This window comes from Streptomyces sp. AcH 505 (genome assembly GCF_000818175.1).
Taxonomy (GTDB): domain Bacteria; phylum Actinomycetota; class Actinomycetes; order Streptomycetales; family Streptomycetaceae; genus Streptomyces.
In genome coordinates this window covers 1,041,438-1,056,251 of the sequence record NZ_JTIY01000001.1, presented here as the reverse complement: position 1 = coordinate 1,056,251, position 14,814 = coordinate 1,041,438, and the positions used below count along the sequence as shown (strand labels likewise).

Here is a 14,814-nt window from a genome sequence, read left to right as displayed (position 1 = left end):
GGCGGCGGGCGGCGCCGGGGCGAAGGCGGGCATCAAGCAGGGCGACGTGATCACGGCCGTGGACGGCGACCGGGTGCACAACGGGGAGGAGTTGATCGTGAAGATCCGCTCCCACCGCCCCGGTGACCGGCTGCGGCTGACGCTGCTCAGGTCGGGCCGGTCGAGCACCGTCACGCTGGTCCTGGGATCCGCCGAAGGGACATGACCCCCGTGGGGAGGTACCGCGGGGACAGTTGGTGCGGGTACCGTGTAAAAGCCCCGGGCCCTCGACCCACAGCGGAGAACACAAGGAGCAGCTAGGTGTTCAATGACATAGGCGCACTTGAGGTGGTCACGCTCGCGGTTCTGGCCGTGATCGTCTTCGGCCCGGAGAAGCTGCCCAAGGTCATCCAGGACGCCGCGCGCTTCGTGCGGAAGATCCGTGAGTTCTCCGAGAGCGCGAAGCAGGACATCCGCTCCGAGCTGGGTCCCGAGTTCAAGGACTTCGAGTTCGAGGACCTCAACCCCAAGACGTTCGTCCGCAAGCAGTTGATGGACAACGACGACCTGGGGCTGAAGGAGATCCGCAGCAGCTTCGACCTGAAGAAGGAGATGGCGGAGGTCACCGACGCGGTCAAGAGCCACGCCGACGCGGCGTCCGACACACCGTCGGCTCCGGTCTCCTCGGCCAACGGATCGTCCGGTTCGACCACTCCCGACCTGCTGAAAAAGCGCGACAAGCCCGACGAGGGCGAGCGCCCGCCGTTCGACGCGGACGCCACCTGAGCCCGGCCTGTACCGGCGAGCCGGTACGGGGTGGCTATCCTCCAACTGTCCGGTAGTGAGGTGCCCGTCGGGGGCGGGCCGCTTCGGACGTCGGATACGAGGAGGCGGCCGGACAGATGGAGACCACGAGTCGGGTAGGCGAGCGGGGAGCGCTCAGCTCATCGACTGACGAGGGGGTGCCAGCGGCCCGGCTTACGATCGACGGGTATCTGCGGGCCACGTTCCCCTGGTACGGGCTGGACGACGCGTTCACAGGACCGCGCAGGCTGATGCAGGTCGGCGCTGCCGCCGACGGCACGGTCCAGCACGGCGCGATCGGCCACGGCGACGAGCCGTCGATAAGACCGGACGCGTCAGGCGCGGACACGGAACGTTTCGCCGTCGTCGTCACGGTCGCCGGCAGCCCCGAGCGGCGCAGCGGTGACGGTACGGGCCAGCTGGACGCCACCACGGCCTCGTCGGCCGCCTGGCTGGCCGGCTCGGGCCTGCTGTCGGCCACCTGGCCCGCACAGCTCGACCACTCGCTGCGTGACGACTGGCTGGACCAGCAGACGGAAGCGGCGTTCGAGGTCGCGGACGATCTGACGGGCCCCGAGTGGTCGGCGCTCTCGCTGCCGGTCGACGGGGTGCCGACGCCGTTCCACTACCGCGAGTCCGAGTTCGGCTGGGTGCTGGCCGGCTCGACGCAGAGCGGGGTGCACCTCGGCGCGTACGGCCGGGGGATGAGCGCGTACGGTCTCGGCTTCGCCGTGATCGAGGACATCGCCTCGTACGCCAACTCCGGGTCGTAGCCGAGAGCCGTACCCGAGGCACGCGAGACACGCGAGACACACGAAGGCGTTATACGGGTGAGGGCGGCCGGTCGACCGGCCGCCCTCACCCGTATAACGCCTTCTGTACGTCTCCCGGCGAACCGCTCAGAACTTGTTGCGCGGGGTGATCCCCAGCGACATGCCCGACAGGCCCCGCTGACGGGCGCTCAGCTTGGCGGCGATGCCGCGCAGCGCCTGCCCCGCCGGTGAGTCCGGGTCGGACAGCACGACGGGCTTGCCCTCGTCGCCGCCCTCGCGCAGCCGTACGTCGATGGGGATACCGCCGAGCACCGGCACCGTGGCACCCGTCGTCCTCGTCAGGCCCTCGGCGACCGCCGCGCCGCCGCCCGTACCGAAGACGTCGATCATCTCGTCGCAGTGCGGGCACGGCAGGCCCGACATGTTCTCGACCACGCCGACGATCTTCTGATGGGTCTGGACGGCGATGGAGCCCGCCCGCTCGGCGACCTCGGCCGCCGCCTGCTGCGGGGTGGTGACGACCAGGATCTCCGCGTTCGGCACGAGCTGCGCCACCGAGATCGCGATGTCGCCCGTGCCCGGCGGCAGGTCGAGCAGCAGCACGTCCAGATCGCCCCAGTACACGTCGGCGAGGAACTGCTGGAGTGCGCGGTGCAGCATCGGCCCGCGCCACACCACCGGCGCGTTGCCCGGGGTGAACATACCGATGGAGATGACCTTCACGCCGTGCGCCGACGGCGGCATGATCATGTTCTCGACCTGGGTGGGCCTGCCGTCGACCCCCAGCATCCGGGGCACGCTGTGCCCGTAGATGTCGGCGTCGACCACGCCGACCTTCAGCCCGTCCGCCGCCATCGCCGCCGCCAGGTTGACCGTGACGGAGGACTTGCCGACGCCGCCCTTGCCGGAGGCCACCGCGTAGACGCGGGTCAGCGAGCCGGGCTGGGCGAAGGGCACCTCGCGCTCGGGGGTGCCGCCGCGCAGCGAGGCCGCCAGCTCCCTGCGCTGCTCGTCACCCATCACGTCGAGCGTCACATCGACCCGGGTGACCCCGGGGACGCGGGTGACCGCCTCCGTGACGTTGTTGGTGATGGTGTCGCGCATCGGGCAGCCGGACACCGTGAGATAGACCGTGACAGCCACCGCGCCGTCCGACCCGATGTCCACCGATTTGACCATGCCGAGGTCGGTGATCGGCCGGTGGATCTCGGGGTCGTTCACCGTCGCCAGCGCGTCGCGCACCGCGTCTTCCGCCGGGAGGGTGGTTCCGTACGTGTCGGTAGCCATACCGAGATGGTACGGCGCCGCGTACCGCCGGACGAAAGCCGTCAGCGGTCTGCTTCCTCACGTCCGTGACCAGGGTCCTGACTTGGTCGGGGCGGCGGCTGCGGCGGGCGCCGGGACGGGCGCTCCTCGTTCATGTCCCGCACCATGTCCTGCAGCTCGGAGCGGATCCAGTCGCGGGTGGCGACCTCGCCGAGCCCCATCCGCAGTGCCGCGATCTCCCGGGTCAGATATTCGGTGTCGGAGATGGAGCGCTCGTTCTGCTTGCGCTCCTGCTCCTGGGTGACCCTGTCCCTGTCGTCCTGCCTGTTCTGCGCGAGCAGGATCAGTGGAGCCGCGTAGGACGCCTGGAGGGACAGCGCCAGTGTCAGGAAGATGAACGGGTACTGGTCGAAGCGCAGTCCCCGGGGCGCCGCGATGTTCCAGATCACCCACAGGATGATGATCAGCGTCATCCATACGATGAACCGGCCCGTGCCGAGGAAGCGGGCGACCCGTTCGGAGAGCCGCCCGAACGCCTCCGGGTCGTAGTCGGGCAGCAGCCTGCGGCGCTGCGGCCGTGGCTGGTCCAGCCGGATCCGCGGACCGCCGCCGCTCTTCGCGCGCTCCCTGCCCGCGTCCTTGTCCAGCCGCTCATTCGCCACGGGCCACCCCCTCCAGGCCGCGGAAGCCGGTCTCCCGCCAGTCGTCGGGCAGCAGGTGGTCCAGCACGTCGTCGACGGTGACGGCGCCGAGCAGCGAGCCGCCGGCGTCCACGACGGGCGCCGAGACCATGTTGTACGCGGCGAGGTGGCTGGTGATCGCGGGCAGCGGGGTGTCGGGCGCCAGCGGCGGCAGGTCGCTGTCCACGATCGAGCTGACGAGCGTGAACGGGGGATCGCGCAGCAGCCGCTGGAAGTGGACCGTGCCCAGGTACTTGCCCGTCGGGGTGTCGTCGGGCGGCCTGCACACGTACACCTGCGCGGCGAGGGCGGGGGACAGGTCCTGCTGGCGTACCCGCGCCAGCGCGTCCGCCACCGTCGCGTCGGGGCGCAGGATGATCGGCTCGGTCGTCATCAGACCGCCGGCCGTCCGCTCCTCGTACGACATCAGCCGGCGCACATCGGCGGCGTCGTGCGGCTGCATCAGCGTCAGCAGCCGCTCCTTCTCGTCCTCCGGCAGCTCGGAGAGCAGGTCGGCGGCGTCGTCCGGGTCCATCGCCTCCAGCACGTCGGCCGCGCGCTCCTCCTTGAGCTTGCCCAGGATCTCCACCTGGTCGTCCTCGGGCAGCTCCTCCAGGACGTCGGCGAGCCGGTCGTCGTCCAGGGCCGCCGCGACCTCGGCCCGCCGTTTCGGTGTCAGATGGTGCAGCACGTTGGCGAGTTCGACCGGGCGCAGCCGCTCGAAGGTCGCGACCAGGTTCTCGGCGCCCTGCCCGTCCTCCTCCAGCGAGAAGCCGGTGACGGCGGACCAGTCGACGGTGACGGTGTCCCCGCGCCGCCGCAGCGCGCCGCCCTTCCTGCCCCTGCGGACGAAGACCTTGCCGATCTCCCAGTCACGCCGGGCGGGCAGCTGCTGGATGGCGACGTCGAGCACGGTCACCTCCTCGTCGTTCTCCACGAGCCGCACCCGGCGGTCGAGGAGTTCGCCGAGCACCAGCCGCTCGGTGGGGCGCTGTTCGAAGCGCCGTACGTTGACCACGCCCGTCGTGATGACCTGGCCCGACTCGACACCGGTGACCCGGGTCATGGGCAGAAAGATCCTTCGCCTGCTCAGCACCTCGACCACCAGGCCGAGCAGCCGGGGCGGCCGGTTGCCGATCCGCAACATCGCCACCAGGTCGCGGACCCGGCCCACCTGATCGCCGTTGGGGTCGAAGACCGCCACGCCGGCGAGATGCGAGACGAAGATCCTGGGGGCGCCTGCCGCCATACCGCGCGCCTCCTCGTTCCCGAAGCCTCTTCATGCCGTTCTTCCCGGTGGGAGAACGGGTTCAGGCTAGCTCGTACCGCTTCGTCGCGCCCTCGCACATCCCCCGTCAAGACTCCGCGTCGAGCGGCGCCGACGGCCCGGGTACGCTGCGGTCTGGCCACCCCCACCCGTGCATGAGAGGCATGTGTTCGTGACTGCTCTCCCATTGTCCGACCGCGCCCGCAGGACCGCCCGCAGGGCTGTCCGCAGGGGTGTGCTGCCCGTGGCGTTGTGCGCGGGCCTCGCGACGGCCGTGACGGCGTGCGGAGGAGAGGATCCGGACGCGGGCACGAACGGTGTCGGCAGACTGTCGGCCACTCAGATCGAGCACAAGGCGCAGGCGGCGGTCGAGAGCGCGAGCGCGGTCCGGCTGGCCGGCGCGCTGGTCACGCAGGGGGAGACGTACAAGCTCAACATGCGGCTCAAGAAGACCGGCGGCTCGGGCTCGGTCACCTCGAAGAACAGCACCTTCGAGCTGCTGCGGGTCGAGGACGCGCTGTTCCTCAAGGCCGACGCCGGGTTCTGGAGCCGGGGCACGGCGGGCGCCAAGGGCGGCGCCCCGTCCGGCGACACGGACTCCGAGGCGGCGCACAAGCTCGACGACAAGTATGTGAAGGTCCCGGAGGACGACCCCGCGTACAAGCAGCTGCGCGGCTTCACGGACATGAACGTCCTGCTCGACGGGCTGCTCACGCTCAACGGCGAGCTGGCGAAGGGCGATCGGGACAAGATCGGCGGCGTACGCGCGATCGAGGTCAGCGCGGCCGAGGGCAAGGGCGGCTCGCTGGACGTGTCCCTTGAAGGCACCCCGTACCCGCTGCAACTGGAACGCGCTGGCGGCGCGGGCACGCTGACGCTGTCGGAGTGGGGCAGGGACTTCGCGCTGGCGGCACCGGCCAAGGGCCAGACGGTCGACTACGGCAGCAAACTGCCGCGCGCCAAGGACTAGGTCGTTCGGATCTCGCCAAGCGCGCGTGGGCCGGCACCGCGCCTCGCGGCATCAACTCGCGGGCGTGCCCTTGCGCTTGCGCTTGAGCAGCAGGCGGCCGAGGGACGCGGGGACCGGCTCCCGCGTCGTGGCGGGGGTCGGCAGCGGCGTGGCGGCCAGCGAGCCGGTGGGCAGCTCCGGGCTCACCTCACGCGGCTCCAGCCGCAGCACGCGGCACTCGCGCGCCCAACGCTCCGTCATCTGCTCCCCGTCCGGGGCGTTCAGCCGCTTGCCCTTGAGTTCGGCGACGGCCGTCTCCCAGCCGTCGGAGTGCGGCGCCAGTTCCGTGACGGCCGCCGTCCAGGCGACGAGCCGGCCGCCCTTGTCCTTGCTGCGTACGGTCACCTCGGCGGCGCCGCCGTCGGTGAGCCCCGGCAGCGGCTGTTCCCCGGGGCCGTCGCCGACGAGCAGGACGGCCCCTTCGTGCCAGACGTGCCACAGCGCGCGGTCGGGTCCTGAGCCACGGACCCAGACGAGGCCCGACTTCTTGCCGGCCTCCTCGACGAGCGCCTGGCCGAGCAGCGGTTCTGTCATGCGCACAGTGTGACACCGGTAGCTGACGCGACGGCCGGAGCCTGTCGGGTCAGCTACCGGCAGGGGTCACCACCGGTGGGGGTCAGAGCCAGCCGTTGCGCTTCAGCGAGTGGTGGATCGCCAGACAGGCCGCGATGATCGCGGCGAGCACCATCGGGTAGCCGTACTTCCAGTGCAGCTCGGGCATGTGGTCGAAGTTCATGCCGTAGATCCCGCACACGGCCGTCGGGACGGCGATGATGGCGGCCCAGGACGTGATCTTGCGCATGTCCTCGTTTTGCGCGACCGTCGCCTGCGCCAGATTGGCCTGGAGGATCGAGTTCAGCAGTTCGTCGAAGCCGATGACCTGCTCGTGCACCCGGGCGAGGTGGTCGGCGACGTCACGGAAGTACTTCTGGATGTCGGGGTCGACCAGCCGCATCGGCCGCTCGCTGAGCAGCTGCATCGGCCGCAGCAGCGGGGAGACGGCCCGCTTGAACTCCAGCACCTCGCGCTTGAGCTGGTAGATGCGCCCGGCGTCCGAACCGCGCGGGCTGCCCTTCGCCGGGGCGGAGAAGACCTCGATCTCCACCTCGTCGATGTCGTCCTGCACGGCGCCGGCGACCGCGATGTAGCCGTCCACGACATGGTCGGCGATGGAGTGCAGCACGGCGGACGGGCCCTTGGCGAGCAGTTCGCTGTCCTCTTCGAGGCGGTGGCGCAGATTGCGCAGCGAGCCCTTGCCGCCGTGCCGGACGGTGATGACGAAGTCCCGCCCGGTGAAGCACATGACCTCGCCGGTCTCGACGATCTCGCTGGTCGCCGTCAGCTCCGTGTGCTCCACGTAGTGGATGGTCTTGAAGACGGTGAACAGGGTGTCGTCGTACCGCTCCAGCTTCGGCCGCTGGTGCGCGTGCACCGCGTCCTCGACGGCCAGCGGGTGCAGTCCGAACTCCGCGGCGATCCCGGCGAACTCCTCCTCGGTCGGCTCGTGCAGCCCGATCCAGGCGAAGCCGCCCTCGCCGCCCTCGCGTACCCGCAGCATCGCCTCGTGCGGCGTGACGCACGGATCGGCGGTGAGCCGCCGGCCCTCGCGGTAGACCGCGCAGTCGACGACGGCGCTCGAAGCCGAGGGATCGCGGGTCGCGTCGTACGTGTCGTACTTGCCGTAGGAGGCACTGTTCTTGCGCAGGGACGGGCGGACCGCTGCGCGCAGGTCACGAATCATCGACATGGCGGGCTCCTTCACGGAGAGGCCGTCGGCGAGGGCGTGGCACAGCCCGGAACGAGGACGTGACGCGTACGCAGGCGTACGTACGTCCGCAAAGCGGGCGGCACCGCGAGTTCGCGGTAACGGCGTTCGCTACAGACAGGCGGAAAACAGAGGCTGATACGAAGCGCTCTTCCGGCGTGTGACGTACACCGCGAGCCTGTGCGGGCGGGGGCCTCAGATCACAGAGCGGCGAAAAAAGCGGAAGAGCGGCTGGTACTGGCCGGGTGACTTCGATCCACCGCAGCCCCACCTCCTCCGGTCTGTCCCCCGTAGGGGATGACGTGTCGTCGGGACAAGGAGAGCGACGCTGCTGCGTACTGTCCCGACCGGCGGCCCAGACTATCAGCCCACCCGAGCCCAATCTTGCCTCTTGCCCCATCCATACGCGATCTATGCTCCCGGGATGGCAGAAATTCTTGCTCTGGTCGAGGCGCGGCTGCGCGCGGCGCTCGGCGAGCCGGACGCGCGCGCCGCAGTGACGTTTCTGGGCACGGAGCGCATCGAGGTCCTGAGATTCACGGATGTTTCCGGCGTCGGTGTCCCCGGCGTACGGGACGGCGGCCCCGTGGTGCGGTACGCCACGCTCGGCATGTCGGCGCAGCCGATGGCCGACCCCGCGGCGGTGCTCGCCGACCCGGAGCGGGGTCCGCGGGCCGAGCTGATCCTGTCGGTGCGGGCCGGGCGCGCCGACACCGACCAGGTGCTGCGCCCGCTCGCTGTGCTGGCCGCTTCGCCGCAGGTCGAGGGGGTTGTCGTGGCCCCGGGGGCGTCGCTGGACCTCGGCGCCCCGCTGTGGCCGCAGGCCCCGTTCACCTCGGTGCTGGTCGGCGAGCCGGGCGGTCTCGTCGAGGATCTGGAGCTGCCGGCGCCGCTCGATCCCGTACGGTTCCTGCCGCTGCTGCCGATGACACCCAACGAGGCGGCGTGGAAGCGCGCCAAGGGCGCCGAGGAGCTTCAGGAGCGCTGGCTGTCCCACGGAACGGACCTGCGCGACCCGTTGCGCGGGGCGGTTCCGCTCGGAGAATCCGAGGCCGGTGATCGTCCTTGACGCGGCGTCGGCCGGGGAGGACCGTGGGGCGCTATGAGGGGTGAACCCAGTTGCCCGAAGTGCGGTGGCCGGGTCAGGGCGCCCGGTCTGTTCGCCGACACCTGGACATGCGACACCCACGGCACCGTGCACCCGATGCAGCCCGTGATACCGCCGAGTGTCGAGGCGCTGGGCGTGGTGGTGAACCGGGCGCAGGTCCCCGTGTGGATGCCGTGGCCGCTGCCCGTCGGCTGGCTGTTCACCGGAGTCTCGTACGCGGGCGACGACCGCAGCGGCGGCCGGGCGACGGCCGTGGCCTGCTCGGGCCCCGCTCCGCTGGGCGGCGTCGGCGAACTGCTGCTGATCGCGGAGGAGATCGGGGTGGGCCTGGGCGCCCGCTACGCGGGAATCGAGGGCCCCGACCCCGGCCCCAGCATCCGCGTCGACCTCCCCCCGCACACGAAACTCCTGGCAGCGGGCCGCCCCACCCCGCTGTGGCACGTCCGGGCCGCCCCCGAGGACCGCGCCGTCTTCGCGGGCGAGGCGCTGGGGCTGTGGCTGTGGGCGGTGGTCTGGCCGGGCGAGTCGGGACTGCTGATGTACGACGAGCTGGTCCTGACCGACCTGCGGGACGCGGGCGCGGAGGTGGAACTGCTCCCGTGCGGGGCGCTGTCGCCGAGGCTGCTGTCGTAGGGGCGGCGGCCCAACGATCGAGCCGCACGGCTGAGGCGTCCGGCCCCGCTGTCCCGCTACGCGGCGCCTGGGCCGATGGCCGACGGGTGCCGCACCCGCGTTGCCCTGCCGGGCCTTCGGGCCGCACCACCCGCCGACCACCCGGCCCCACCGACGGCGCGCATGCGCGCTGGCCGCGCTGCCCTGCCGGGGCGTCGGGACCCACCTGACCTGCCGCGTTCTCGACGGTCCGCGCGGGCCGTTATCCTGCTGAGCGTTCCCCTTCTGCCCCTTCGAGCCCAGTGGAGTCACGCGCGTGCGTATCGACCTGCACACCCACTCCCGGGCTTCCGACGGTACGGACACCCCCGCCGAGCTGGTGCGCAACGCCGCGGCGAGCGGGCTCGACGTGGTGGCGCTGACCGATCACGACACGACCCGCGGGCACGCGGCGGCGATCGCCGCGCTTCCCGCCGGGCTCACGCTGGTCACCGGTGCCGAGCTGTCGTGCCGTATCGACGGCGTCGGGCTGCACATGCTCGCGTACCTCTTCGACCCCGCCGAACCCGAACTGCTCCGCGAGCGCGAGCTGGTACGGGACGACCGGGTGCCGCGGGCCAAGGCCATGGTCGGCAGGCTCCAGGAGCTGGGCGTCCCGATCACCTGGGAGCAGGTGGCCCGCATCGCGGGTGACGCGTCCCTCGGCCGGCCGCACATCGCGACCGCCCTGGTCGAGCTGGGCGTCGTCGAGACCGTCTCCGACGCCTTCACACCGGAGTGGATCGCGGACGGCGGCCGGGCGTACGCGGGGAAGCACGAACTCGATCCGTTCGACGCGGTCCGGCTCGTCAAGGCCGCCGGGGGCGTCACCGTCTTCGCGCACCCGCAGGCCGTCAAACGCGGGGCCGTCGTGCCGGAAGAGGCCGTCGCGCGCCTCGCCGCCGCGGGGCTCGACGGCATCGAGGTCGACCACATGGACCACGACGAGCCGACCCGGGCCAGGCTCCGGGGGCTCGCCGCCGAGCTGGGCCTGCTGCCCACCGGGTCGAGCGACTACCACGGCAGCCGGAAGTTCGTGGAGCTCGGCGCGTGCACCACCGACCCGGAGGTGTACGGCGAGATCACCCGCCGCGCCACCGGAGCCTTCCCGGTCCCCGGCGCAGGCGGACCCGCGTAACGCACGCACCCCCAAGCACCCGCCGCCCGTGCGCACGCACAGCGGCCGCTGTCCCGCGCGCGCCGCGCCCTCCCGTACTTCCCGCCCCAACTCTCGCAAGGCCACCCCGTGTTCGACTTCGCCGTGTTCGGCTCCCTCTTCCTCACCCTCTTCGTGATCATGGACCCCCCCGGCATCACGCCGATCTTCCTCGCCCTGACCTCGGGCCGGCCGGGCAAGATCCAGCGCGCCATGGCCTGGCAGGCGGCGGCCGTCGCCTTCGGGGTGATCACCGTCTTCGGCATCCTGGGCCAGCAGATCCTGGACTACCTGCACGTCTCCATCCCGGCCCTGATGATCGCCGGCGGTCTGCTCCTGCTGCTGATCGCGCTGGACCTGCTGACCGGCAAGACCGACGAGCCCAAGCAGACGAAGGACGTGAACGTCGCCCTCGTCCCGCTCGGCATGCCCCTGCTCGCGGGTCCCGGCGCCATCGTCTCCGTCATCCTGGCCGTACAACACGCGAACGGCGCCGTGGCCCAGGTCTCCGTCTGGGCGGCGATCGTCGCCATGCACCTGGTGCTGTGGCTGACCATGCGCTACTCGCTGCTGATCATCCGGGTCATCAAGGAAGGCGGCGTGGTCCTGGTGACGAGACTCGCGGGCATGATGCTGTCGGCCATCGCGGTGCAGCAGATCATCAACGGCATAACCCAGGTGATCCGCACGAGCTGACCCGCGAAGGGTGACGGCGCTCGGAGGACAGCCCGCCCCGGCCCCAGCAGTGGGGTGTTCAGCGCCAGAGGTGCATGACTCGGGTGGCTGCCTGCCGGCCCTGGTTACGGCCCGCCGCGGCGACCGGGCCTCGGCGGGCCGGGTCGTAGGGGTTGGGGCCGATCGCCTGGACGGACTGCGGGTCGGGGGTGATCAGTTCGACTTTCGCGGTGGCCCGCATGGCTTCCACGTCCTGTTGGGCCGAGGGGATCCCGGCGTGGCCCTTGGGCATGGGGGCGATGACCAGGACTCGTGCGTAGTTGTCGGCGAGTCGTGCGTTGGCCGCGGAGACCATGCCGCCGTCGATCCAGGTCCGGCCGCCGAACCGGACCATGGGGGAGATGCCGGGGACCGCGCCGCTGGCCGAGACGACGTCGGCCAGCGGGTGGCCGCAGGCGTGATCGAACGCGGTCAGGACGCCGGTGTCGGCGTCGGTCGCGGCGACGTGCAGTGTGCTGGGCCACTGCGTGGTGTGGAGGCGGGCGTGCACCGTCCGGCGTCGTTCCGCCGCGGAGACCTGGGGGGTGAAGCGGCGCGCGACGGCTCCGAACCCGGCGCCCACCCGCTCGGGTTGCCGCCTCCGCGCAGGAACGCCCATCCCCACGCGGCGGTCAGGAGACGTGACGCCTTGGTGGCCGACTCGTCGACGGCGGGTGCCTGCTGGGCCGCGTAGAGGAGTTCGATGTCGGCGCCCGCGGCCAGGGCGGTGCCGACGAAGGAACCGGCGGAGGTCCCGAACACGGCATCGGCCCCCAGGTCCACCCCGGCGTCCAGCAGACCGGCCAGGACGCCGATCTCCCAGGCGATGCCGGTCACACCTCCGCCACCCAGAACGATCGCACTGCCACCTGTGGTCTCGGCCATGATCGACACCTCCGTGTCCCGGGGACGTTCCCGTGCCGTCGTAAATACGAGAACCTTGGTTACCGTAAAAAGCGTAGCAGTCGGCCGGGTTTTCGAGAACCGGCGTTCCGGTACGGTGGCCCCATGGACGCCGGTGACGGGCGGGGGCGCCCCCGCAAGCATGCGATCGACGACGCCGTCCTGCGGGCCACCCGGGAACTGGTCGAGGAACGCGGGTACGAGGCATTCGGCATGCGCGAAGTCGCCGAGCGTGCGGACACCAGTCTCGGAGCCCTGTACCGGCGCTGGCCAGGCAAGCACGACCTGGTCGTCGCCGCCCTGCGCGCCGCCACCCACGGGATCGACGTCGAGCCCACCGACGATCCTGAGGCGGACCTCCTGGAAGGACTGGTCCTGCTGGCCCAGAGCCTCAACGGCGGCGCCCGCCCTCTGCTGGCCCACCTCCTGGCCAAACCCGACACCGGACTCTCGCGCGCGATCCGCGAAGCCAAGATCGACCCCTTCGGCGCCGCACACCGACAGCGGCTGCGCCGGGTGATCGGATCACCCCCGGACTTCGAGGAACGTGCCGCCCTCGCCCCCGCCCTGATCATCCTGGCCACGATGACCACCGGCCACCCACCCGAGCGCGACGAGATCCGCGACCGCATCATGCCGCTGCAAGGACCCGGCTGAGCCACCAGCGACCCCCCCCGCGGTGCCGCTGTTGGACCGGCTCTCCTCCCGGATGCCGCATACGGCGCGGCGGCTCGGGACCCAGCGGGCGCCGCGTCTCGGGTTCAGCGCGGTCCGCAGCGATCGAGTGCAGTACGAACCTGGTTGAGCCCCTCCGCTCTCCAGTGGCCCCGGTCAGGCATCTGGTCGTCCCGTCGCCAGCGCCAGGCGCAGAACATGGCCCAGTTCAGGGCGCGGCACCGGTGGATCAGGCCGAGGTCGGCCCCCGCGTAGAGCAGTCCCACCTCTTCGGGCGCATGGGCGAGGTCGAACTCGATCGGCCCACGGCAGCATGTGGCGAGGTCGACGAAAAGCGGCCCTCTGCGCGTGTTCAGGAGGTTGCCCGGATGCGGCTCGCCGTGCAACAGCTCTCCCTTGTCTTCCTGCACATCATTCGGTGCCTGACCCCGACCCCGACCCCGACCCCGGACCTGGCGACAAGCATCGCAAAGCAGGACCCGCACAGGCCCTGGGATTTATGTGGACGCACCTCATGGCATACATCGCGAAGCATGGCTGTTGCGGAAAGCATGTCCAACATCACCGGCGTCGTCGCGCGAGTCTTCGTGGCAGATCTCGAAGCGGCGATTCCCTTGTACCGGCAGCTGGCCCAGACCACAGCGGTCAACCGCTTCGCCTTCCACAACGTTCAGCTGGCCCAGGTCGGACCGTTCCTCCTGCTCAGCGGCGACACAGCGGCATATCGCGACCGAGTGGCGACCCTCCTGGTACGGGAGATCCCTCCCGTGATCGCCGCCGTTGAACGCGCCGGCGGGCAGATCCTTGAAGGCCCCTCCCCAGCTCCCAACGGCGACCGGCTCATCGCCCGGCACCCTGATGGCTCGATCTTCGAGTACATCGAGACAGGCGGCATCGAACGTTCGCCCTGATCTCCGGCGCCACGTGCCGAAGGACGCGACGATGAGTTCTGCCGCCCCGGCAGGTCTCACCCTCGTTGTCGACCACAGGAGGAGCACATGGCTCAGCTGCTGAGAGTCCAGAATTTCAACGTATCGAGCGACGGTATCGGCGCCGGTGAGGACCAGACCCTGGAGAGGCCGTTCGGTCATGTCGATCCCGGGAAGCTGTTCGCCTGGGCCGGTGCCACGGCGAGCTGGCCCATGCGCACCGACCCCGGGGGCAGCCGGGGCCTGGACGACTACCTCACGCGGGACTACCCCCGCAACATCGGCGCCGAGATCATGGGCCGCAACAAGTTCGGGCCCCTGCGCGGGCCCTGGCAGGACCACGAGTGGCAGGGCTGGTGGGGCGACGAGCCCCCGTTCCACACCCCGGTCTTCGTCCTGACCCACCACGAGCGCCCCTCGCTCACCCTGTCCGACACCACGTTCCACTTCGTCGCCGGCGACCCGGCCACGGTCCTCGAACAGGCCAAGGAGGCGGCGCAGGGCAAGGACGTCCGACTCGGCGGCGGCGCCACCACCATCCGCCAGTTCCTCGACGCCGACCTGGTCGACACCCTGCACGTCGCGGTCTCGCCGCTGAAGCTCGGCACAGGAGTACGCCTCTGGGATTCCCCGGACGACCTGCTCGACCGCTTCCACCTGGACGTCGTCCCCAGCCCGAGCGGAGTGACCCACCACCTCTTCTGGCGCAAGTAACCCGCCCGCACCGGCCGGGCGCGGACAGCGCTGCGCCCCCGTACGGGTGATTCGTGTACGGGGGCGCCGGGTACTGACGAAGTGCGTGAGAGTTACGAGGCCGACTGCTCGGCCGGTCGGATGTAGATGCGCTGGCCCATCGCTGCGGCCTGCTGCACGATCCGATTGACGGAGGCGGCGTCTACAACGGTGCTGTCCACGGGCGAACCGTCGACGTCGTCGAGGCGCGTGATTTCGAAGCGCAAGGCTTCTCCCTTCGTCTGATCCTCCTGCTGGAGAACTACTGGTGACGGCACATGTCCGTCGTTGGTTTCATACTGCACAACGGCTTGCCCTCTGCAAACATTCCCTACGCTAAGGAAATTTTTCGGACGGCTAACTACTGGCGGGTACGATGTCGTCCACGGAGAATGAACGGCGT

19 protein-coding genes and 1 pseudogene are annotated in these 14,814 nt (G+C 70.7%); 11 read left to right on the top strand and 9 right to left on the bottom strand.

Features of this window, described 5'->3' with window-relative positions; translation table 11 throughout:
• The 3 genes from HY68_RS04815 to HY68_RS04805 all read left to right on the top strand — a co-directional run.
• Positions 1–205 (top strand): PDZ domain-containing protein (locus tag HY68_RS04815; protein WP_041984802.1); only part of this gene is annotated, 205 nt, incomplete at its 5' end.
• A gap of 95 nt (positions 206–300) precedes the next feature.
• Positions 301–765, top strand: a complete 465-nt coding sequence (locus tag HY68_RS04810) for a sec-independent translocase (protein ID WP_041984799.1) — start codon at positions 301–303, stop codon at positions 763–765.
• A 116-nt stretch (positions 766–881) separates the two neighbouring features.
• The gene (locus HY68_RS04805; RefSeq protein ID WP_107070053.1) at positions 882–1,556 is read left to right on the top strand and encodes a hypothetical protein; all 675 of its coding nucleotides are present in this window, start codon (positions 882–884) and stop codon (positions 1,554–1,556) included.
• 126 nt (positions 1,557–1,682) lie between these two features.
• On the opposite strand, the gene HY68_RS04800 is transcribed toward HY68_RS04805, so the two are convergent.
• Genes HY68_RS04800 through HY68_RS04790 form a run of 3 tightly spaced genes read right to left on the bottom strand, consistent with a single transcriptional unit; the run spans position 1,683 to position 4,751 of the window.
• Entirely contained in the window at positions 1,683–2,843 is a 1,161-nt protein-coding gene (locus HY68_RS04800) for an Mrp/NBP35 family ATP-binding protein (RefSeq protein WP_041984794.1), read from the bottom strand.
• Positions 2,844–2,884: 41 nt separating this feature from the next.
• Positions 2,885–3,469 carry a DUF1003 domain-containing protein gene (locus HY68_RS04795; RefSeq protein ID WP_063779695.1) on the bottom strand — a complete coding sequence of 195 codons (585 nt, stop codon included), beginning with the start codon at positions 3,467–3,469 and terminating at the stop codon, positions 2,885–2,887.
• A gap of 4 nt (positions 3,470–3,473) precedes the next feature.
• Complete coding sequence (locus HY68_RS04790; protein WP_041984786.1) at positions 3,474–4,751, bottom strand: CBS domain-containing protein; 1,278 nt, start codon at positions 4,749–4,751, stop codon at positions 3,474–3,476.
• 190 nt (positions 4,752–4,941) lie between these two features.
• Here HY68_RS04790 and HY68_RS04785 point away from each other — a divergent pair, with 190 nt between their 5' ends.
• Positions 4,942–5,739 carry a hypothetical protein gene (locus tag HY68_RS04785; RefSeq protein ID WP_041995167.1) on the top strand — a complete coding sequence of 266 codons (798 nt, stop codon included), beginning with the start codon at positions 4,942–4,944 and terminating at the stop codon, positions 5,737–5,739.
• A gap of 51 nt (positions 5,740–5,790) precedes the next feature.
• Here the strand turns inward: HY68_RS04785 and HY68_RS04780 are convergent, their stop codons facing one another.
• Positions 5,791–6,312, bottom strand: a complete 522-nt coding sequence (locus tag HY68_RS04780) for a hypothetical protein (protein ID WP_041984784.1) — start codon at positions 6,310–6,312, stop codon at positions 5,791–5,793.
• 82 nt (positions 6,313–6,394) lie between these two features.
• Positions 6,395–7,525, bottom strand: coding sequence for a magnesium and cobalt transport protein CorA (locus HY68_RS04775; RefSeq protein ID WP_041984779.1), 1,131 nt, complete (start codon positions 7,523–7,525; stop codon positions 6,395–6,397).
• Between the two features lie 442 nt (positions 7,526–7,967).
• Between HY68_RS04775 and HY68_RS04770 the strand changes: the two genes are divergently transcribed.
• From HY68_RS04770 to HY68_RS04755, 4 genes are all read left to right on the top strand, one after another.
• Positions 7,968–8,612, top strand: coding sequence for a suppressor of fused domain protein (locus HY68_RS04770; protein WP_041984776.1), 645 nt, complete (start codon positions 7,968–7,970; stop codon positions 8,610–8,612).
• Positions 8,613–8,645: 33 nt separating this feature from the next.
• The gene (locus tag HY68_RS04765) at positions 8,646–9,284 is read left to right on the top strand and encodes a DUF6758 family protein (RefSeq protein ID WP_041984772.1); all 639 of its coding nucleotides are present in this window, start codon (positions 8,646–8,648) and stop codon (positions 9,282–9,284) included.
• A 295-nt stretch (positions 9,285–9,579) separates the two neighbouring features.
• Entirely contained in the window at positions 9,580–10,440 is an 861-nt protein-coding gene (locus HY68_RS04760) for a PHP domain-containing protein (RefSeq protein ID WP_041984769.1), read from the top strand.
• A gap of 108 nt (positions 10,441–10,548) precedes the next feature.
• The gene (locus HY68_RS04755) at positions 10,549–11,154 is read left to right on the top strand and encodes a MarC family protein (RefSeq protein WP_041984767.1); all 606 of its coding nucleotides are present in this window, start codon (positions 10,549–10,551) and stop codon (positions 11,152–11,154) included.
• 58 nt (positions 11,155–11,212) lie between these two features.
• Here the strand turns inward: HY68_RS04755 and HY68_RS41820 are convergent, their stop codons facing one another.
• Entirely contained in the window at positions 11,213–11,683 is a 471-nt protein-coding gene (locus tag HY68_RS41820; RefSeq protein WP_052457015.1) for a patatin-like phospholipase family protein, read from the bottom strand.
• On the bottom strand, positions 11,605–12,057 hold the full coding sequence (locus tag HY68_RS46010; protein ID WP_107070154.1) for a patatin-like phospholipase family protein: 453 nt from the start codon (positions 12,055–12,057) through the stop codon (positions 11,605–11,607). The genes HY68_RS41820 and HY68_RS46010 overlap by 79 nt, the downstream gene beginning before the upstream one ends.
• A gap of 123 nt (positions 12,058–12,180) precedes the next feature.
• On the opposite strand from HY68_RS46010, the gene HY68_RS04745 reads away from it, so the two are divergent.
• Positions 12,181–12,732, top strand: a complete 552-nt coding sequence (locus HY68_RS04745) for a TetR/AcrR family transcriptional regulator (RefSeq protein ID WP_052457013.1) — start codon at positions 12,181–12,183, stop codon at positions 12,730–12,732.
• Positions 12,733–12,836: 104 nt separating this feature from the next.
• On the opposite strand, the pseudogene HY68_RS04740 reads toward HY68_RS04745, so the two are convergent.
• A pseudogene (locus tag HY68_RS04740) lies at positions 12,837–13,142 on the bottom strand (phosphotransferase); the annotation flags it as partial.
• 159 nt (positions 13,143–13,301) lie between these two features.
• Here HY68_RS04740 and HY68_RS04735 point away from each other — a divergent pair.
• Both HY68_RS04735 and HY68_RS04730 read left to right on the top strand, forming a co-directional pair.
• Positions 13,302–13,661, top strand: coding sequence for a VOC family protein (locus HY68_RS04735; RefSeq protein WP_198533211.1), 360 nt, complete (start codon positions 13,302–13,304; stop codon positions 13,659–13,661).
• An 87-nt stretch (positions 13,662–13,748) separates the two neighbouring features.
• Positions 13,749–14,393 (top strand): dihydrofolate reductase family protein, encoded by a 645-nt coding sequence (locus tag HY68_RS04730; RefSeq protein ID WP_041984760.1) that lies wholly within the window; start codon positions 13,749–13,751, stop codon positions 14,391–14,393.
• Positions 14,394–14,485: 92 nt separating this feature from the next.
• Here the strand turns inward: HY68_RS04730 and HY68_RS43465 are convergent.
• The coding region (locus HY68_RS43465) for a hypothetical protein (RefSeq protein ID WP_206742984.1) at positions 14,486–14,814 on the bottom strand (329 nt) is incomplete at its 5' end.

Bases quoted from the DNA above. Each gene is read 5' to 3' on its own strand.
- HY68_RS04800 (WP_041984794.1), bottom strand. From the start codon at position 2,843: ATGGCTACCGACACGTACGGAACCACCCTCCCGGCGGAAGACGCGGTG.
- HY68_RS04730 (WP_041984760.1), top strand. From the start codon at position 13,749: ATGGCTCAGCTGCTGAGAGTCCAGAATTTCAACGTATCGAGCGACGGT.
- HY68_RS04745 (WP_052457013.1), top strand. From the start codon at position 12,181: ATGGACGCCGGTGACGGGCGGGGGCGCCCCCGCAAGCATGCGATCGAC.
- HY68_RS04780 (WP_041984784.1), bottom strand. From the start codon at position 6,312: ATGACAGAACCGCTGCTCGGCCAGGCGCTCGTCGAGGAGGCCGGCAAG.
- HY68_RS04735 (WP_198533211.1), top strand. From the start codon at position 13,302: ATGTCCAACATCACCGGCGTCGTCGCGCGAGTCTTCGTGGCAGATCTC.
- HY68_RS04805 (WP_107070053.1), top strand. From the start codon at position 882: ATGGAGACCACGAGTCGGGTAGGCGAGCGGGGAGCGCTCAGCTCATCG.
- HY68_RS04765 (WP_041984772.1), top strand. From the start codon at position 8,646: ATGAGGGGTGAACCCAGTTGCCCGAAGTGCGGTGGCCGGGTCAGGGCG.
- HY68_RS04770 (WP_041984776.1), top strand. From the start codon at position 7,968: ATGGCAGAAATTCTTGCTCTGGTCGAGGCGCGGCTGCGCGCGGCGCTC.
- HY68_RS46010 (WP_107070154.1), bottom strand. From the start codon at position 12,057: ATGGCCGAGACCACAGGTGGCAGTGCGATCGTTCTGGGTGGCGGAGGT.
- HY68_RS04790 (WP_041984786.1), bottom strand. From the start codon at position 4,751: ATGGCGGCAGGCGCCCCCAGGATCTTCGTCTCGCATCTCGCCGGCGTG.
- HY68_RS04775 (WP_041984779.1), bottom strand. From the start codon at position 7,525: ATGTCGATGATTCGTGACCTGCGCGCAGCGGTCCGCCCGTCCCTGCGC.